The sequence below is a fragment of the Kineococcus endophyticus genome, assembly GCF_040796495.1.
Taxonomy (GTDB): domain Bacteria; phylum Actinomycetota; class Actinomycetes; order Actinomycetales; family Kineococcaceae; genus Kineococcus; species Kineococcus endophyticus.
In genome coordinates, this window is the sequence record NZ_JBFNQN010000017.1 from 1 (window position 1) to 18,046 (window position 18,046).

Below are 18,046 nucleotides of genomic sequence, written 5' to 3' on the forward strand. Positions count from 1 at the left end.
GTGGTCCGGTGGTCATAGCGGTGGGGAAACGCCCGGTCTCATTCCGAACCCGGAAGCTAAGCCCACCAGCGCCGATGGTACTGCTCGGGAGACTGGGTGGGAGAGTAGGTCACCGCCGGCCACTCACTCTTTGCAGTGAGGTTGGTTGAGGGGAGTGGCACCGCTGTGGCGGTGCTGCTCCCCTCTTCTGCGTTGTGGGCGCTGTGCGCAGTGAGCCCCGACAGTGGGCTAGGTCAGCGCAGGCGCAGCACGGTCCCGGCCAGGGGCTTGGGGCGGAACCACGTCGTCTTCCGTCCCATGAGACCCCCCGCCTGCACGAGGCGGTTGAGGCGCCTGACGGTGGGGTGCGGCAGGAGAACGGCAGCGTGTCCACCGACCGCGTCGAGGACGACGTCGAGGTCGCCCTGGTACTGCACGAGGTCGTTCGGGGTCCCGCCCGCGCGGATGGCGGCGTCCACGAAGGCGCCGGCCCCGGACGCGCCGTCGGCCGGTGGCCCCTCCACCACCTCCGCCCCCGACGACTGGACGACGACGGCCTGATCAGCCCCCAACGATGCCTGCACCCGTGCGAGCACCGAGTGATCGCCGACGAGACGGCGTCTCCTCGTCGCGGCGTCGAGCACCGACTGGGCTGCCCGGGCGGGCACGATGCGGTGCAGCGCACGGAGGTCCACCGGTTCGGCGGACTCCGCGGCGACGGCGACGAGCAGGTCCTGGGGCCGCCCGCTGCGGTGGGCGGCCAGCACGGCGGCGGCGTACCGGTGGTGCCCGTCGGCGATGAGGAACCGGTGGGTGCGGGACGCCTCAGCCAGGGCCTCCACGACCTGGGGGTCGCGGATCCGCCAGACGTCGACGCCACCCGCGCCCAGGACGTGGTGCCCCAGGGGCGCGGGGTCCGTCCACGGCACGGGCCACGGGTCGCTGTCCACGACCAGGACGGGTTCGGAGTCGACCATGGTGGCTTCCAGGCGCTGCAACCGGGCCACGACGGCCTGCTCGAAGACGCCTTCGTGCGGGTGCACCCGCGGGTCGTCCCGGGTCACCGTCAGCGTGCCGAGGAGGAAGTGCCGCGCTCCTGAGGACACCCCCGGCTGCCGCACCACGTAGAAGGAGGCCGGGTCCTGCAGGAGGACTCCCCGGTTCAGCCAGTCCAGGACGAGGGGCGAGGTCGAGCCGCCGTACTCCGGTCGCTCGAGGTGGGTGACCACGTAGGGGGAGGACGCCAGGAAGGCGGCCCGCCGGGTCTTGTCCAGTTCGGTGTGGGGAGGGGCGAGCAGGCGGTCCAGGGGGCCGGCGACGTCGGGGACGTAGCGCAGCCCCGGGAAGGGCCGTAGCAGCGGAGTCCCCGACGCGTCGCGGTGGTCGTCACCGTGCACGTCGAAGGTCGTCGGGGTCGGCCACCCGCCCGCCGGGGCGCGCGCCCCCGTGCGTGCCGAGTCCACCCGTCGCATCCTACGGTCGGGGACGTCCGCCGCCTCGACGGCTCGGCGGACCCCGTCACCGATCCCAGAGGAGGTCCCGTGCCCGGCCCGGAACCGACCGGCCGACCGTCCGGCGGACCCTACGAGTGGCTGCACCGCGGCCTGGCACTCCTGTCCGCCGGCGAGGCGGCCGCTGCGGCGACCCTGCTCGCGCGGGCGCACGCCGAGGAGCCGGGGTCCACGGTCGTGCTCGAGGCGCTGGCGCGGGCCCGGTACGACTCCGGCGACATCCCGGGAGCGGCGGAGGCGTTCCGGGACCTCGCCGCCGCCCGGCCCGCGGACGACTACGCTCACTTCGGTCTGGGGCTGAGCCTCAGCCGACTCGGACGGTTCGGGCTGGCAGCCGAGCACCTGGCCATGGCCCACGCCATGCGCCCGGACCGACCGGAGTACGCCGACCGCCTGCGACAGGTCCGCGCCACGATCCGGGCGCGGCAGAGCCCGGAGAACCCGTGAGCACCCCCGAGCCCACCCACGAGCCCACCCACGTGCCCACCCACGTGCCCACCCACGTGCCCGCCCACGTGGCGACCGCCCTCCTCGCCACGACCGGGACGCTGCTGGATGACCACGACGTCCTCCTGCTCGACCTCGACGGCGTCGTCTACGTGGGGCCCGACGCCGTCCCGCACGCGCCCGAGGCGCTCTCGGCGGCGGCCGAGAGCGGGCACCGGCTCGGCTTCATCACCAACAACGCCTCGCGGCCGCCGGCCACGGTGGCCGCCCACCTGCGCGACCTGGGCGTCCCGGCGACGGACGAGGACGTCGTCAACTCGGCGCAGGCCGCGGCGGACCACCTCGCGCGCGAGTTCCCGGCGGGGTCGGCCGTCCTCCTCGTCGGCACGACAGGTCTGCGCGAGGCGCTGACGGACGTCGGCCTGCGGCCCACGGACGACCGCCGCGAAGCCGTCGCCGTCGTCCAGGGGTTCTCCCCGGACCTCGGCTGGCAGCAGCTCGCCGAGGCCACGCACGCGGTCCGGTCCGGGCTGCCGTGGGTCGCCACCAACCTCGACGCCACCGTCCCGACGCCCGGCGGCCCCGCTCCCGGCAACGGGCTGCTCGTCGACCTCGTCGCGCGGGCCGCGGGTCGGGCTCCGGACGTCGTGTGCGGCAAGCCGGAGCGCGCGCTGTTCGACGCCGCGGTGAACCGTCTCGGCGCGCGGAGTGCGCTCGTCGTCGGCGACCGCCTGGACACCGACCTGCAGGGCGCGCGGACGGCGGGCCTGGACGGACTGCTCGTCCTGACGGGAGTCACCGGCGTCCGGGAGCTGCTGAGCGCGGCGGCGCACGAACGACCCACGCACGTCGGGCACGACCTGCGGTCGCTGACGCATCCGCACCCGGGCGTCGCGGTGCGCAGGGCGAGCGGGACGGTCACGGCGACGTGCCGGGACGCGGTCGTCGAGGTGGCCACGGGCCGGCTCGCGGTGGTCTCGGCGGCGGCCGGGGCGGACGGGCTCGACGTCCTGCGCGCGGCCGCGGAGGCCTGCTGGGCCTTCGCGGACCTGGCGGACGGCCTCGCGGGGGAGGCGCTCGAGGCGGCCGTCGACGCGGTCGCCGCCACGGTCGCGGAGCCGTCGTCGGACGGTGCGCGAGCGGTCCACACGGGCTGAGGACGCTCGAACACGGCGTCGAACACGCGGGTGTGGACAGCCTGTCGGGCGATGTCCGGGGTGGCTTGTAGCGTGACGCCCGTGACTGAACCCGCGGGCCCGAGGACCCCCGTCCCCACTCCTCCGCGGGTGCCCGGCCCGCCCCGTTCCCAGGCCGACCCCTCGCCGGAGCAGGACCGCGCCCTGCAGGACGTCCTCGACCGCCTCGAGGGTCTGGACGCGCTCGGCGTCCACGACCACGTCGAGGTCTACGCCGCCGTCGACCGCGCCCTGCGGGAACGACTGGCCGGCGCGGAGTCCTGACGTGGCGGCTCGCAGGCTGCGGCTCGACGCCGAGCTGGTCCGCCGGGGGCTGGCCCGGTCCCGGGAGCACGCCGGTGAGCTCGTGAGCGCCGGTCGCGTCCGCGTCGGCGGGGCCACCGCCGCCAAACCCGCCACGCAGGTCGACCTCGCGGCCGCCATCGTCGTCGAGGACGCGGGTGAGGGTGAGGAGTACGTCTCGCGCGGGGCGCACAAGCTCGTGGGCGCGCTCGACGCGTTCGGCGTCGACGTCACGGGGCGCCGCTGCCTCGACGCCGGCGCCAGCACCGGGGGCTTCACCGACGTCCTGCTGCGGCGCGGTGCCGGTCACGTCGTCGCGGTGGACGTGGGGTACGGGCAGATCGCCTGGTCGCTGCGCACGGACGAGCGCGTGACCGTCCTGGAGCGCACCAACGTCCGGACGTTGGAGCCCGACGTCGTGGCGCCGGCCCCCTCCCTCGTGGTCGCCGACCTCTCGTTCATCTCCCTCACCCTGGTGCTGCCGGCGCTCGTCCGGTGCGTCACCCCCGGCGCGGAGCACGTCCTCATGGTCAAACCCCAGTTCGAGGTCGGGCGCGAAGCGCTCGGCGCCGGCGGCGTCGTCCGCAGCGCCGACCTGCGCGCCGACGCCGTCCGCCACGTCGCCGCGGCGGCCCTCGCCGAGGGCCTGGGGGTGCGCGGTGTCGCGGCCAGCCCGCTGCCCGGTCCCAGCGGCAACGTGGAGTACTTCCTCCACCTCGCCGCCGGTGCCCCGGCCCTGGAGGAGCGGGCGCTGACGGAGGCCATCGCGGCCGGGCCGCAGGCGGGGCTCGCGTGAGCGCCGGCCAGGCACCCGCCGGGTGCGTCGTCCCGCAGTCCGGCCGCAGCGTCCTCGTCCTCGCGCACACGGGGCGCCCGGAGGCCGTGGCGGCGCTGACGAAGGTGGTGCACCGCTTCGCGGAGGCGGGCATCCAGACCGTCATGACCCCCGACGAGGCGTCGGCCCTGAGCAGGGAGGACCGGGACCGCGTCGTCCAGTGCGAGCTGGAGGGGGCCGTCGACACCGCCGAGCTCGTCATCGTCCTCGGCGGCGACGGCACGATCCTGCGCGCCGCCGAGATCGTCCGCGGGGGTGACACCCCGCTGCTGGGCGTGAACCTCGGGCACGTCGGCTTCCTCGCCGAGGCCGAGCGCGAGGAGATCGTCGGGACGGTCGCCCGCGTCGCCGCGGGGGACTACCGGGTCGAGGAGCGCATGACGCTCGACGTCCGGGTCGTCCACGACGGCGTCGTCCTCGCGTCCTCGTGGGCCGTCAACGAGGTGTCGGTCGAGAAGGCCAACCGCGAGCGCATGCTCGAGCTCGTCGTCGACGTCGACGGCCGGCCGCTCAGCAGCTTCGGCGGGGACGGCGTCATCGCCGCCACGCCGACGGGGTCGACGGCGTACGCGTTCTCCGCGGGCGGCCCCGTCGTGTGGCCCGAGGTCGAGGCTCTGCTCGTCGTGCCCATCAGCGCCCACGCGCTCTTCGCGCGCCCGCTCGTCATCGCCCCCACGTCGGTCGTGGGCGTCGAGGTGCTGCCCGGCACCGGTGACGGCGGCGTCCTGTGGTGCGACGGCCGCCGGACCTTCGCGGCGCCCGCGGGGTCCCGGGTCGAGGTCCGCCGTTCCCCGCAGACGGTCCGGCTGGCCCGGCTCAGCACGGGGATCTTCACCGACCGGCTCGTCGCCAAGTTCGGCCTGCCCGTGACCGGCTGGCGGGGACCGCGCGACGCGGGAGGGGCTCGATCGTGATCGAGGAGATGCACATCCGCTCCCTCGGCGTCATCCGCGACGCCCGGCTGCCGCTGGGGCCAGGGCTGACCGTCATCACGGGGGAGACGGGCGCCGGCAAGACGATGGTCGTCACCGGCCTCGGGCTGCTCATGGGTGAGCGCGCCGACGCCGGGGCGGTGCGCGCGGGCGACGAGAGCGCCGTCGTCGAGGGCCGGCTGCAGGTGGCCGAGGACGGTGCGGTCGCCGCCCGCACCCGGGAGGCCGGCGGGGAGCTGGACCAGGGGGAGCTGCTGCTCGCGCGGACGCTGTCCGCGGGCGGGCGCAGCCGGGCCCACGTCGGGGGCCGCAGCGCCCCCGTCGGGGTGCTCGCGGAGATCTCCGAGCACCTCATCGCGGTGCACGGGCAGACCGACCAGCTGCGGCTGCGGTCGGGGGCGCAGCAGCTGCGCGTGCTCGACGCGTTCGCCGGTCCGGTCGTCGCCGAGGACCTCGCCGCCTACCAGCGCGTCCACACGCGCTGGCGGGCCGTCAGCGCCGAGCACGACCACGTGGCCGGCCACGAAGCCGAACGCGCCCGCGAGGCCGAGCTGCTCCGGCTGGGCCTGGACGAGGTCGAACGCGTGGACCCCCAGCCCGGCGAGGACACCGCACTGCGCGAGGAGTCCGAGCGGCTCGCCCACGTCGAGGTGCTGCGGACGGCGGCGGCGACCGCCCACGCGGCGATCACCGGGCAGGGTGCGGGGGAGGACGTCGTGGGCGAGGGCGGCGCGGACACCCGCGTCGACGCGGCCCGACGCGCGCTGGAGCAGGCGGGGGAGCACGACGCGACCTTGGCGGCCCTGGCCGCCCGCGCCGCCGAGGTGTCCTACCTCCTCGCCGACCTCGGCAGCGACGTGGCGGCGTACGCGGACTCCCTCGAGGCGGACCCGCTCCGGTTGCAGACCGTCCAGGAACGCCGGGCTCAGCTCTCCGCCCTCGTGCGCCGGCACGCCGACGACCCGGACGCCGGTGTCGCGGGGGTGCTCGCCTGGGCCCAGCGGGCCTCCGAGCGGCTGCTCGACCTCGACGACGACGGCCGGCTGGAGACCCTGGCCAAGGAGCGCGACGAGCTGGAGGACGAGCTGCGCCGGCTCGCCGGCCGCCTGACGGCCGCCCGCCGCACGGCGGCCGCCGACCTGCAGGACCGCGTCGCCGCGGAGCTGGCGGCGCTGGCGATGCCCAGCGCGCGGCTCGAGGTGGCGGTCCACACCGGCCACGAGCTGGGGCCCTGGGGGTGCGACAGCGTGGAGCTCCTGCTGGCCGCGCACTCCGGTGCCGCTCCCCGCCCGCTGGCCCGGGGGGCCTCCGGCGGTGAGCTGTCGCGCGTGATGCTGGCCCTCGAGGTGGTCCTGGCGGGCGCCGATCCCGTGCCCACCATGGTGTTCGACGAGGTCGACGCGGGCGTGGGCGGTCGGGCGGCCGTGGAGATCGGGCGCCGGCTGGCCCGGCTCGCCCGCAGCACCCAGGTCGTCGTCGTGACCCACCTCGCCCAGGTCGCGGCCTTCGCCGACTCCCACCTGACCGTCGTCAAGACCGACGACGGCAGCGTCACCGAGTCCGGCGTCGTCCGCCTCGACGACGAGGGCCGCGTCGGGGAGCTGGCCCGGATGCTGTCCGGTCGCGGGTCGGGGACCGAGCGTGCGCACGCCGAGGAGCTGCTGCGGTCCAGTCGCGCGGAGGCCGTGGCGGAACCGTCGACGCCTCGCGCAGGACGGACCCGGACGGCGCGTGCGGCACGGGGCGGTGCCCCCCGCGTGGGACGATCGTCGTCCGCCCCGGGCACCGGCGGGGCGCGGACGTCGAGGAGCTGAGGAGAGCGGACGAGTGGTGAGGCGTCGACGTGACCGTGGCGTCAGCGCGCACGGATCCGCCGGCGGGCCCCTCGACACGGACGTCGTCCGCGGGACGGTCCGGGTCGACCGGCGCACCAAGCGGCTGACGAAACGCCTGAAGCCGGGCGACATCGCCGTCATCGACCACCTCGACCTCGACCGGGTGTCGGCCGAGGCCCTGGTGGCGTGCGCGCCGGCCGCCGTCGTCAACGCCTCCCGCAGCACCTCGGGGCGCTACCCCAACCTCGGCCCTGGGATCCTCGTCGACGCGGGCATCCCCGTCCTCGACGACGTCGGCACCGAGCTCATGGCGGAACTGTCCGAGGGCACGACGGCCACCCTCGTCGGCGACCGCCTCCAGGTCGACGGCGCCGACGTGGCCACGGGCCGCAGGCTCAGCGCGGACGTCGTCGCGGCGGACATGGAGGTCGCCCGCGCCGGTCTTTCCCTGCAGCTGGAGGCGTTCGCGGCCAACACGATGGAGTACCTGCGCCGCGAGCGGGAACTGCTGCTCGACGGTGTCGGCGTCCCCGACATCCGCACCGACCTCGACGGCCGGCACGTCCTCATCGTGGTCCGCGGGTACCACTACAAGGAGGACCTCGTCACGCTGCGCCCGTACGTGCGCGAGTACAAACCCGTCCTCATCGGCGTCGACGGCGGCGCGGACGCGATCCTCGAGGCCGGCTGGCGACCGGACCTCATCGTCGGGGACATGGACTCCGTCTCGGACTCGGCCCTGCGCAGCGGCGCCGAGATCGTCGTGCACGCCTACCGCGACGGCCGGGCCCCCGGGCTCGAGCGCGTCCGGTCCCTGGGGATCGACGCGGTCGTCTTCCCCGCCACGGGGACGAGCGAGGACGTCGCGATGCTCCTCGCCGACGACAAGGGCGCCACGCTCATCGCGGCCGTCGGCACCCACGTCACGCTCGTGGAGTTCCTCGACAAGGGGCGCGCCGGCATGGCCAGCACGTTCCTCACCCGACTGCGGGTCGGCGGCAAGCTCGTCGACGCCAAGGGCGTCTCGCGCCTGTACCGCTCGCGCGTCTCCGACGTGCAGGTCCTCGTCCTCGTCCTCGCGGGCGTGCTCGCCCTCGTGGCCGCCCTGCTCGTGACGCCGACGGGTCAGGCGATCCTCGCGGTGACGGGGGCGCGGCTGGAGGACGCCTGGGCAGCCGTCGTGGGCGTCCTGCCCGGTGAGGGGCCGTGAGGGTCACCGCCGTCCCCGCCCGCACCGCCGAACGACAGGATGAGCAGTGATCGACTTCCGGTACCACGTCGTCTCGCTGGTGTCGGTGTTCCTGGCGCTCGCCGTGGGCATCGTGCTGGGCGCCGGGCCGCTCAACGAGGGCATCTCGACCGGCATCACCGACCAGGTGCGCCAGCTGACCACCGAGAAGAACACCCTGCGCACCGAACGGGACCAGGCGCTGGCGACGGCCGACCAGCAGGACGCCTGGGCCGAGGCCGTCGGGCCGGCCCTGGTCGCGCGCCAGCTCGGTGGCCGCAGCGTGGCCGTCGTCGAGCTCCCCGGCGCCGACTCCAGCCAGGTCGACGCGACCGTCGAGGAGCTGCAGGCGGCCGGGGCGACGGTCTCCTCGCAGGTCACCCTGCAGGACAAGTGGTTCGACGCCAGCCAGACCGCGACCGCCGACCGGCAGAAGGCCGCCACCTCGCTCACCGGGCAGCTCACGACGGCCCCGACCACCGACGCCGGCACGGAGGACCTGCTCGCCGCCGAGCTCGCGCGTGCCCTCGTGACGACGGAGCTGGCGCAGGCCGAGGGCCCCGACGACGGCGCCCGCACGGTGCTGACCACCCTGTCCGACGCCGGACTCGTCGACGTCCAGGGTGGGACGGGCACGGCTCCCACGCGCGCGACGCTCGCCCTCGTCGTCGGGGGGGCGAGCGACCCCGACGCCACCGACGCCGTGCGCCGGTCCACCGCGGCCGCCTGGACGGCCCTGCTGAGCGAGCTGGACGGGGCCAGCGCCGGGGCGGTCCTCGCCGGCTCGCCGGACGCCGCGGCCGACGGCGGTCCCGTCGCGGTCCTGCGCTCGGACAACGACCTCGCCCGCGCGGTCAGCAGCGTGGACGACCTGGACTCGCCGATCGGCCGCATCAACGTCGTGCTCGCCCTGCGCCAGCAGCTCACCGGGGGTGCCGGGCAGTACGGCACGGCCGACTCCGCGACGGAGGTCAGCCCACCGCTGCCCGCGGCGAGCACGTCGTGACGGCCCTGCTGCGGACGGCGGCCGCCGTCGGCGGGGCCGCCACGGCCGGGGCTCGCGCCGGGGACCTGCTGCGCCGCAACCCTCCCGGTGGCACCGCCCGCTGGGAGCGGACCAACCACGCCGGGCGTCCGCTGACCCTCCTGGAAGGGCCCACCGCCGCCCTCGCCGTCGCCGCGGGCTGCCTGGCCGCCCGTCCCGGCTGGCGCGCCGCCGGGGTGCTCGCCGCCGCCGGGGCCGCGGGTCTGGGCGCCTACGACGACCTCGCCGAGCGCCCGGACGACCGTTCCGGCGGCGCGCGCGGGCTGCTCGGCCACCTCGCGGCGCTGCGGCGCGGCCGGCTCACGACGGGCGCGTGGAAGGTCCTCGGCATCGGGGCCACCGGGCTGGCGGCCGCCGCCGTCGCCGACCGCGCGCACGGGACCGGACGCGGACCGGGCCGCGCGCTCGACGTCCTGCTCGGCGGCGCGCTCGTCGCCGGGACGGCCAACCTCGTCAACCTCTTCGACCTGCGACCCGGCCGGGCCGCGAAGGTCGCCTCCGTGGCGGGGCTGTCCCTGACCGCCGGTCCGGGGGCGGCGCACGCCCGCCCGCTCGCCGGCGCGGTCACGGGTGCCTGCGCCGCCGTCCTGCGTGACGACCTGGCCGGGCGCAGCATGCTCGGGGACACCGGCGCGAACGCGCTCGGCGCCGTGCTGGGCGTCGCCGCACTCGCCCGCTGGGACCGGACGGGCCGGGCGGTGGCCCTGGGCGCCGTCGTGGGGCTCACGCTGGCGTCCGAGAAGGTGAGCTTCAGCCGGCTCATCGAGGCGCAGCCGCTGCTGCGCGAGCTGGACCGGCTCGGCCGTCCGTGAGCCGCGGGTGACCCCCCGCCGGACGGGCGCCCGGTCCGTCGCGGCTGCGGCCGCCTCGGTCGCCCTGCTGACGGTCCTCGCCCGCGTCGCGGGGTTCGGCCGCATCTTCGCCTTCAGCCAGACCGTCGGCGACAACTGCCTCAGCACGGCGTACACGACGGCCAACCAGGTCCCGAACGTCCTCTTCGAGGTCGTCGCCGGGGGCGCCCTCGCCGGGGTGCTGGTGCCCCTGCTGTCCTCGCGGCTCGCCTCCGACGACCCCGCCGAGCGGGCCGCCGCCTCGCGCACGGCGTCCGCCGCCCTGACCCTCAGCGTGCTGGCGCTCGTCGTCGTCGGGGGGATCACCGCGCTCGCGGCCCGGCCGGTCATGGCGCTGCTGCTGGCGGACGGCTCGGACGCCCAGTGCGGCGGGTCGCTGCTGCGGCTGGCCACGGTCATGCTGTGGGTCTTCCTGCCCCAGGTCCCGCTGTACGCGGTCGCCGTCGTCTTCGCCGGCGTCCTGCAGGCCCAGCAGCGGTTCACGGCGCCGTCGGCCGCGCCGCTGGTGTCCAGCCTCGTCGTCGGGGCGACGTACCTGCTCTTCGGCGCCCTCGTCCCGGCCGCCGTCGTCGGGGGCGACGTGGCCGACGTCCCGCGGTCGGGGATCGCCGTCCTGGCCGGGGGCACGACGCTCGGCGTGGTCGCCCTGGCGCTGACCCACCTGCCCGCGCTGCGCGGGCCGGTGCGGTGGCGGCCGGCCCTGCGTCCGGCCCCCGGCGACGGGGCGCGCCTGCGGACGCTGGCCCTGTCCGGGCTCGCCGTGCTCCTGGCCCAGCAGGTGGTCACCGTCGCGGTCACGACGGTCTCCAACGACGCCTCGGCCGGAGCGGTCGTCCGCTGGAGCTACGCCTGGGCGCTGTTCCTGCTGCCGTACGCCGTGCTGGCGGTCCCCGTGGCGACGGCCGTCTTCCCCCGGCTCGCGCGGGCCGCGGACGCCGGCCGGGCCGACCTCGCCGACGTCCTGGCCCCGGCCGTGCGGGCGGTCCTGCTCGTGAGCTCCCTCGGTGCGGCCGTGCTCGCGGCCGTCGCCGTGCCGGTGGCCGTCGTCTTCGTCCACGGTCGGGTGGGGTCGGGTCGCTCGGGCGACCTGGGCCTGGCGCTGGTCCTGTTCGCCCCCGGCCTGCTCGGCTACGGCCTCGTGGCGCTGCTCACGCGGGCGCTCTACACGCTGGGCGCGGGGCGCAGCGCCGCGACCGCGACCGTCGCCGGCTGGGCCGTGGTCCTGGCCGGCGTCCTGCTGCTGCCGCGCGCGGTGGCGGCCGACGACGTGGTCTCGGCGCTCGCCCTCGCCCACACGGCGGGCCTCACGGTGGCCGGGGCCCTCCTGCTGCGCCAGGTGCACCGGCAGGTCCCCGGCACCCTGGGCGGGCTGGCCCGCGTCGTGGTGGCGGCCGTCGTGGCGGGGGTCGTGGGCGGTGCGGCGGGCGCCCTCGTCGCGGTGGCGTGGCGCACGACGCACGTGGGGCCCGCCGTCGGGCAGGGTGTCCTGCTGGCGGCCGTCGCCGCCGTCGTCTGGCTGGTCGTGGCGCGCCTGGCGGACCCCGCCGACCTGCGCACGCTGACCGGCACCGCCCGGCGTGTCCTGCGCCGGTGACCCGAGGAGGAGACGTGACCCCTGCGGCGCCCGAGGGCCCGGTCCTGTTCGTGCTCGGCAGCAGCGCCGGGGGAGTCGTCCGCCACGTGGACGCGTTGGCCGCCCGGCTGCACGCGGGCGGCGTCGACGTCCGGGTGGCCGGCCCGGCCGAGACGCTGGCGCGCCTGGCCGCCCCCGTGCCCACCGCGGCGGTGGAGATCGGGGCCTCCCTCGACCCCGTCCGCGACCTGCGGGCCGCCGCCGCCCTGCGGCGGGCCGTCGGCCACCTCCCGGGCGTCCTCGTGCACGCGCACGGCGTCCGGGCCGGGTTCGTCGCCGCCCTCGCGCTGGGCGGCACCCGTCGACGGGTCCCCCTGGTCGTCACCCTGCACAACGCCGTCCTGGGCTCGGGTGTGCGGGCCCGACTGGGCACGGCCGTCCTCGGCGTCGTGTGTCGCCGGGCCCACGTCGTGCTCGGGGTCTCGGCCGACCTCGTCGCCCAGGCCCACCGCCTCGGGGCGGACGTCGCCGACCGCGCGCTCGTGCCCGCCCCGGCGCTGCCCCCCGGGGACGCGGCCCGAGGCCGCGACGTCCTCGGACCCGGGCCGGTCGTCCTGGCGGTGGCCCGGCTGGCCGACCAGAAGGGACTGCCCACCCTGCTGGACGCCGCAGCGGGTGCGGGGGCCCCCGTGGCCGTCGCGGGGGACGGGCCGCTGCGTGCGCGGCTGGAGGCCCGGATCCGGTCCGAGGGCCTGCCGGTGCGGCTGCTGGGCCGCCGCGACGACGTCGCGGACCTGCTCGCCGCCGCCGACGTCGCCCTCAGCACGAGCGTGTGGGAGGGACAGCCCGTCTTCGTGCAGGAGGCCCTGCGGGCCGGGGTGCCGCTCGTGGCCACCGACGCGGGCGGGACCCGCGAGGTCACCGGCGACGCCGCCGTGCTCGTCCCCGTCGGGGACGCGGCGGGGCTCGCGGCCGCCGTGCGCCGCCTCGTCCAGGACCGCACCGAGCACGCCGTCCGGGCGCGGCGGTCGCGGCAGCGGGCGGCGGAACTGCCGACGGAGGACGACGCGGTCGCGCAGGTCCGACGGGTCCACCGCGCCGCCCGCGGCTGAGGGGACCCGCTCGGGCCCGCCCATCCCGGACCCCCGCCGCGTCCGGTACGATCGAACCCCGTGGCGAACCGCAGCACCCCCGAGTCCCAGACCCAGCACGTCTTCGTCACCGGGGGGGTGGCCAGCTCCCTCGGGAAGGGTTTGACGGCCTCCAGCCTCGGTCGTCTGCTCCGCGCCCGCGGTCTCCGCGTGGCCATGCAGAAGCTCGACCCGTACCTCAACGTCGACCCCGGGACGATGAACCCGTTCCAGCACGGGGAGGTGTTCGTCACCGACGACGGCGCCGAGACCGACCTCGACATCGGCCACTACGAGCGGTTCCTCGACGTCCGCTTCGACGCCTCGGCGAACGTCACGACCGGTCAGGTGTACTCGGCGGTCATCGCCAAGGAGCGGCGCGGGGAGTACCTCGGCGACACCGTCCAGGTCATCCCGCACATCACCAACGAGATCGTCGACCGGATGCGCGCGCAGGCCCGCGACGACATCGACGTCATCATCACCGAGGTCGGCGGCACCGTCGGCGACATCGAGTCGCTGCCGTTCCTCGAGGCCGCCCGCCAGGTGCGCCAGCGCCTCGGGCGCGACAACGTGTTCTTCGTCCACGTCTCCCTCGTGCCTTACATCGGCCCCAGCGGTGAGCTGAAGACGAAGCCGACGCAGCACTCAGTGGCCCAGCTGCGCAACATCGGCATCCAGCCCGACGCCATCGTCTGCCGGGCCGACCGGGAGATCCCCGAGAGCGTCAAGCGCAAGATCGCCTCGATGTGCGACGTCGACGACGAGGCCGTGGTCGCCGCGATCGACGCCCCGTCGATCTACGACATCCCCAAGGTCCTGCACCGCGAGGGCCTGGACGCCTACCTCGTCCGCAAGCTGAACCTCAGCTTCCGCGACGTCGACTGGTCCACGTGGGACGACCTGCTGCGCCGCGTGCACAACCCCCGCCGTCGCGTCGAGATCGCCCTGGTGGGCAAGTACATCGACCTGCCCGACGCCTACCTGTCGGTGACGGAGGCGTTGCGCGCCGGCGGTTTCGCCGAGGACGCCAAGGTCGACATCCGCTGGGTCCCCTCGGACGAGTGCGCCACCCCCGAGGGCGCGCAGAAGCAGCTGCACGGGGTCGACGCGGTCTGCGTCCCGGGCGGTTTCGGGGTCCGCGGGATCGAGGGCAAGCTCGGCGCGCTGCGCTGGACGCGCGAGAACGGTGTGCCGACCCTGGGCCTGTGCCTCGGCCTGCAGTGCATGGTCATCGAGTACGCGCGCAACGTCGCCGGCCTGACCGACGCCAGTTCCACGGAGTTCGAGCCCGACGCGCAGCACCCCGTCATCGCCACGATGGCCGAGCAGCGCGAGATCGTGTCCGGCGAGGGCGACATGGGCGGCACGATGCGCCTGGGCTCCTACGAGGCCGTCCTGCAGAGCGGTTCGGTCGTGGCCGCCACCTACGGCAGCGAGCGCATCTCCGAGCGCCACCGCCACCGCTACGAGGTCAACAACTCCTACCGCGAGCAGCTGACGGCACAGGGCCTGGTGTTCTCGGGCACGTCCCCGGACCGCGAACTCGTCGAGTTCGTCGAGCTGCCCGCCGACGTGCACCCGTACTACGTCGGCACCCAGGCGCACCCGGAGTTCAAGTCGCGTCCCACGCGGTCGCACCCGTTGTTCTCGGGTCTGGTCGCTGCCGCGCTGCGCCGCCAGCGCGAGGGGCAGCTCATCGACGTCGACCCCGAACCCGCCGACGTGACCGGCGAGGAACTCTCGGACGTGACCGCGTGAGCTTCCCCGAGGAGCTGGGCGTCCCCGTCGTCGACGGCGCGGAGCTCGCCGACACGCCCGTGCAGCGGACGGTGTCCGAGAGCGAGACGGTGTTCCACGGCCGCGTCTGGGACGTCGTGCGCGAACGCGTCGAACTGCCGGACGGCGGGACCGTCGTGCGGGACCTGCAGCGCCACCCCGGTGCCGTGACCGTCCTCGCCCTCGACGACGACGAGAACGTCCTGTTCATCCGGCAGTACCGCCACCCGGTCCGCCGGGAGCTGTGGGAACTGCCGGCCGGCCTGCTCGACGTGGCGGGGGAGGAACCCCTCCTCGCGGCGCAGCGGGAACTGGCCGAGGAAGCCGACCTCGTCGCCGCCGACTGGGCCGTCGTGGCGGACTGGTTCAACTCCCCGGGCGGGTCGAGCGAGGCGAACCGCATCTACCTGGCCCGCGGGCTGTCCGCGGTCCCCGAGGCCGACCGGCACGTGCGCGAGGACGAGGAGAAGGACCTCGTGCCCGTGCGCGTCCCGCTCGCGCAGGCCGTCCGGGCCGTCCTGGAGGGCCGGCTGGCCAACCCGGGCAGCGTCATCGGGGTCCTGGCCCTGCAGGCCGCCGCGGCGGACGGCTGGGCGAGCCTGCGCCCGGCCGGCACGCCGTGGCCGACCGGGCTGGGCACTCCCGCGTCCTGAGGAGCTCCCGGGTCAGGAACCCCGGACCGTCGCGACGAAGCCGGTCACCTGCTGCTGCAGGAGGCCGGCGACCTCGGACAGGCCGACGGAGCCGTAGCCCCCGGAGACGGCGTCGGAGATCGCGCCCACCTCGGCGTCCATCCCCTCGATGCGCCGGGCGACGCCCTCGATGACGGCGACGGCCTCCTCGGTGGCCTGCATGCTGGCGGCCACCTGCGCCGCGATGACGGCGTTGGACTGCGCGGCCTGCTCGGCCAGGCTCTTGACCTCCTCGGCGACGACCGCGAACCCGCGTCCTGCCTCGCCGGCGCGTTCGGCCTCGATGGTCGCGTTGAGCGAGAGCAACCGGGTCTGGGCGGCGACCTTCTCGATGAGCTGGACGGCCTCCTCGATGCGGGCCGAGGCGGTGCGCAGCGACTCGACGGTCGCCACGGCGCGCTGGACCTCCGTGACGGCGTCCCGCGCGGTCCGGGCCAGCTCGGCGGCACCCGAGCCCGCGCTCGTGGCGCCCGCGGAGACCTGCTCCGAGGCCGACAGCACCGTGCTCTCGAGCTCGTCCGCCAGTGCGAGCCGCGCCGCGGTCGCCTGGTCGAGCTCGGCGCCGGCCGTGGCGCTCGCCCGGCGGGCGGCGTCGATGACGCGGGCCCCGTGCCGGAACGCGCCCCGGGTGCCGCCCAGCAGGAAGCGGCGGTGGAAGCGGCCCTCGCTGGCCGCCTCCAGCGTCGCGGACGCGTCGCGCACGAAGGCGTCGGTCATGTCGAGCTGGTGGTTGAAGGCGCGGCGCAGGTCGACGAGCAGGTCGTCGTCGCCCAGGTGCGGGACGCGCGCCTCGAGGTCACCGGCCGCGGCCCGGCTGGCCACGTCGACGAGGGCGCGCAGGACCTCGTCGTGGTCGCGCTGCGGGGGCTGCGCCGGACGCAGGCGGCGGAGGGGGTTCACGCGGCGGCTCCTTCGGGCGTCAGGGACCACACGAACTCCTCGTAGGTCTGGCCGGCGGCCGCGAGCTGGGCGGCCAGCGCCGCCCGGGAGGCCTTGACGGCGTCGGCGGGGCGGGAGTGCTGCGCCTCGACGGCCAGCAGGTCGTCGTAGAGGCGGCGCACGGCGGCCACGGCCGACGGGTCGGGCACACGCCGGTTGGAGTGGTAGCCGAGGAGCTTGCCCTGCGCGTCGACGCTCGGCGTGACGTGGGCGAGGACCCAGTAGTGGGCGCCGTCGGCGGCGAGGTTGACGACGTAGGCGAACATCTCGCTGCCGCCGCGCAGGGTCTCCCACAGCAGGTCGAAGATCCCGCGCGGCATGCCCGGGTGCCGGATGATGTTGTGCGGCTGCCCCACGACCTCGGCCTCGGTGAGCGCCGAGACCCGCAGGAAGACCTCGTTGGCGTAGGTGATGACACCCCGCGGGTCCGTCTTGGTGACGATGAGCTCGTCGTCACCGAACCGCCGCTCGACGCCCGTGGGCGATGTTCTAGAAGCGCGCATGGTGCTCCCATCGGCCGGACGGGGCAGCTGCTTGAGCGCAGCGTGACGAGCGGTCCGCACGCTGCTCCGCGTGGGTCCGACCGTCCGCAGGCCCCGGTCCCCTAGGGTCGACGGCGTGTCCGCCGCCTCCGTCGAACCGCGGCCGGTCCCGCCCGCGGGCGCGGAGCCGGCCGCGCTGCAGCGTGCGGTCCGCGACTACCTCGGGCACCTGCACGTCGAGCGCGGCCTGTCGGAGAACACCCTCGGCGCCTACCGCCGGGACCTGGCCCGGTACGTCCGCTTCCTGTCCGCCCGCGGCGTCACCGAGCCTGACGAGGTGGACGAGGCCACGGTCAGCGCCTTCGTCGTCGCACTGCGCTCGGGGGAGGACGGCGGCGCACCCCTGACGGCGAGCTCGGCCGCCCGCACCGCCTCGGCCGTGCGCGGCTGGCACCGCTTCCTGCACGCCGAGGGCCGCAGCGCCGCCGACCCCGCGGTCCTCGTCCGGCCGCCCGCACCGCCGCGACGGCTGCCCGCGGCGCTCACGCTGGAGGAGGTCGAGCGGCTCCTGGAGACCGCCGGCCTCGGCGCCGACGGACCGCAGGCCGCCGTGCCGCTGCGCGACCGGGCCCTGCTGGAGCTGCTGTACGGCTGCGGCGCGCGCATCAGCGAGGCCGTCGGGCTCGACGTCGACGACGTCTCGCCCGAGGTGCTGGGGGAGACCGGCGTCGTCCGCCTGCGCGGCAAGGGGTCCAAGGAGCGGATCGTGCCGGTGGGCTCGTTCGCCCAGGCGGCGCTGGAGCGCTACGTGGTCCGCGCCCGCCCCCACCTGGCGGCCCAGGGGAAGGGCGCGCCCGCCCTGTTCCTCAACACCCGCGGCGGTCGGCTGTCCCGGCAGAGCGCCTGGGCCGTCCTGCAGTCCGCGGCCGGCCGGGCCGGCATCACGCGCGCGGTGTCGCCGCACACGCTGCGCCACTCCTTCGCGACGCACCTCCTGCGCGGCGGCGCCGACGTCCGCGTGGTGCAGGAGCTGCTGGGGCACGCGTCGGTGACGACCACTCAGGTCTACACGCTCGTGACGGCCGACAACCTGCGCGAGGTCCACGCCGAGTCGCACCCCCGCGCGCTGCTCACGGGCCCCGTCGGCAGCGCGGCGCAGCCGGAGGACCACGACCCGTCGCCACCACCGGCGTCCGGTGACGACTAAGGTCGCGCCAGACCGACCGCCCGTCCCTCCGACCGCCCGAGGAAGTGCCACGTCCCGTGACCAGCGAGTTCCCGTCGTCCGCCCCGACCACGCCGCCCGTGCC

Annotated in this window: 17 protein-coding genes and 1 rRNA gene; 15 read left to right on the forward strand and 3 right to left on the reverse strand. The window is 76.1% G+C overall.

The genetic code is table 11. The features are described 5' to 3' along the window. Window positions 1-4 precede the first annotated feature (4 nt). Window positions 5-121: ribosomal RNA gene (gene rrf, locus AB1207_RS21340) — 5S ribosomal RNA — on the forward strand. Between the two features lie 112 nt (window positions 122-233). Here rrf and AB1207_RS21345 read toward each other — a convergent pair. Continuing rightward, a complete protein-coding gene (locus AB1207_RS21345; protein ID WP_367640588.1) occupies window positions 234-1,442 on the reverse strand; it encodes a DUF1015 family protein in 1,209 nt (402 codons plus the stop codon). Between the two features lie 78 nt (window positions 1,443-1,520). Between AB1207_RS21345 and AB1207_RS21350 the strand changes: the two genes are divergently transcribed. The 13 genes from AB1207_RS21350 to AB1207_RS21410 all read left to right on the forward strand — a co-directional run bounded on the left by AB1207_RS21350 (window position 1,521) and on the right by AB1207_RS21410 (window position 15,276). Beyond that, the gene (locus AB1207_RS21350) at window positions 1,521-1,937 is read left to right on the forward strand and encodes a tetratricopeptide repeat protein (protein ID WP_367640589.1); all 417 of its coding nucleotides are present in this window, start codon (window positions 1,521-1,523) and stop codon (window positions 1,935-1,937) included. After that, window positions 1,934-3,094, forward strand: a complete 1,161-nt coding sequence (locus AB1207_RS21355; protein ID WP_367640591.1) for an HAD-IIA family hydrolase — start codon at window positions 1,934-1,936, stop codon at window positions 3,092-3,094. The genes AB1207_RS21350 and AB1207_RS21355 overlap by 4 nt, the downstream gene beginning before the upstream one ends. Window positions 3,095-3,175: 81 nt before the next feature. After that, entirely contained in the window at window positions 3,176-3,397 is a 222-nt protein-coding gene (locus AB1207_RS21360; RefSeq protein WP_367640592.1) for a hypothetical protein, read from the forward strand. A 1-nt stretch (window position 3,398) separates the two neighbouring features. After that, a complete protein-coding gene (locus AB1207_RS21365; protein ID WP_367640593.1) occupies window positions 3,399-4,211 on the forward strand; it encodes a TlyA family RNA methyltransferase in 813 nt (270 codons plus the stop codon). After that, a complete protein-coding gene (locus AB1207_RS21370; RefSeq protein WP_367640594.1) occupies window positions 4,208-5,164 on the forward strand; it encodes an NAD kinase in 957 nt (318 codons plus the stop codon). The genes AB1207_RS21365 and AB1207_RS21370 overlap by 4 nt, the downstream gene beginning before the upstream one ends. Window positions 5,165-5,172: 8 nt before the next feature. Next, the gene (gene recN / locus AB1207_RS21375; protein WP_367640754.1) at window positions 5,173-6,996 is read left to right on the forward strand and encodes a DNA repair protein RecN; all 1,824 of its coding nucleotides are present in this window, start codon (window positions 5,173-5,175) and stop codon (window positions 6,994-6,996) included. Window positions 6,997-7,009: 13 nt separating this feature from the next. After that, window positions 7,010-8,227: a putative cytokinetic ring protein SteA gene (gene steA / locus AB1207_RS21380; RefSeq protein ID WP_367640595.1), complete on the forward strand. Its 1,218-nt coding sequence runs from the start codon at window positions 7,010-7,012 to the stop codon at window positions 8,225-8,227. Between the two features lie 46 nt (window positions 8,228-8,273). Beyond that, window positions 8,274-9,251, forward strand: coding sequence for a copper transporter (locus tag AB1207_RS21385; protein WP_367640596.1), 978 nt, complete (start codon window positions 8,274-8,276; stop codon window positions 9,249-9,251). Continuing rightward, window positions 9,248-10,102 (forward strand): hypothetical protein, encoded by an 855-nt coding sequence (locus tag AB1207_RS21390; protein ID WP_367640597.1) that lies wholly within the window; start codon window positions 9,248-9,250, stop codon window positions 10,100-10,102. The genes AB1207_RS21385 and AB1207_RS21390 overlap by 4 nt, the downstream gene beginning before the upstream one ends. A 7-nt stretch (window positions 10,103-10,109) precedes the next feature. After that, on the forward strand, window positions 10,110-11,735 hold the full coding sequence (gene murJ, locus AB1207_RS21395) for a murein biosynthesis integral membrane protein MurJ (protein WP_367640598.1): 1,626 nt from the start codon (window positions 10,110-10,112) through the stop codon (window positions 11,733-11,735). Window positions 11,736-11,749: 14 nt separating this feature from the next. After that, window positions 11,750-12,826, forward strand: a complete 1,077-nt coding sequence (locus AB1207_RS21400; RefSeq protein WP_367640600.1) for a glycosyltransferase family 4 protein — start codon at window positions 11,750-11,752, stop codon at window positions 12,824-12,826. 60 nt (window positions 12,827-12,886) lie between these two features. Continuing rightward, complete coding sequence (gene pyrG, locus AB1207_RS21405; protein ID WP_367640601.1) at window positions 12,887-14,605, forward strand: CTP synthase; 1,719 nt, start codon at window positions 12,887-12,889, stop codon at window positions 14,603-14,605. Further along, window positions 14,602-15,276, forward strand: a complete 675-nt coding sequence (locus AB1207_RS21410) for an NUDIX domain-containing protein (RefSeq protein ID WP_367640603.1) — start codon at window positions 14,602-14,604, stop codon at window positions 15,274-15,276. The genes pyrG and AB1207_RS21410 overlap by 4 nt, the downstream gene beginning before the upstream one ends. A gap of 12 nt (window positions 15,277-15,288) precedes the next feature. Here AB1207_RS21410 and AB1207_RS21415 read toward each other — a convergent pair whose 3' ends face one another. Next, window positions 15,289-16,215 (reverse strand): methyl-accepting chemotaxis protein, encoded by a 927-nt coding sequence (locus tag AB1207_RS21415; RefSeq protein WP_367640604.1) that lies wholly within the window; start codon window positions 16,213-16,215, stop codon window positions 15,289-15,291. After that, entirely contained in the window at window positions 16,212-16,757 is a 546-nt protein-coding gene (locus AB1207_RS21420) for a PAS domain-containing protein (RefSeq protein WP_367640756.1), read from the reverse strand. Before AB1207_RS21420 ends, AB1207_RS21415 begins: the two co-directional genes overlap by 4 nt. A gap of 115 nt (window positions 16,758-16,872) precedes the next feature. On the opposite strand from AB1207_RS21420, the gene xerD reads away from it, so the two are divergent. After that, window positions 16,873-17,943, forward strand: a complete 1,071-nt coding sequence (xerD, locus tag AB1207_RS21425) for a site-specific tyrosine recombinase XerD (protein WP_367640606.1) — start codon at window positions 16,873-16,875, stop codon at window positions 17,941-17,943. The last annotated feature ends 103 nt before the right edge of the window (window positions 17,944-18,046 follow it).

Bases quoted from the DNA above. Each gene is read 5' to 3' on its own strand.
- recN (WP_367640754.1), top strand. From the start codon at position 5,173: ATGCACATCCGCTCCCTCGGCGTCATCCGCGACGCCCGGCTGCCGCTG.
- AB1207_RS21420 (WP_367640756.1), bottom strand. From the start codon at position 16,757: ATGCGCGCTTCTAGAACATCGCCCACGGGCGTCGAGCGGCGGTTCGGT.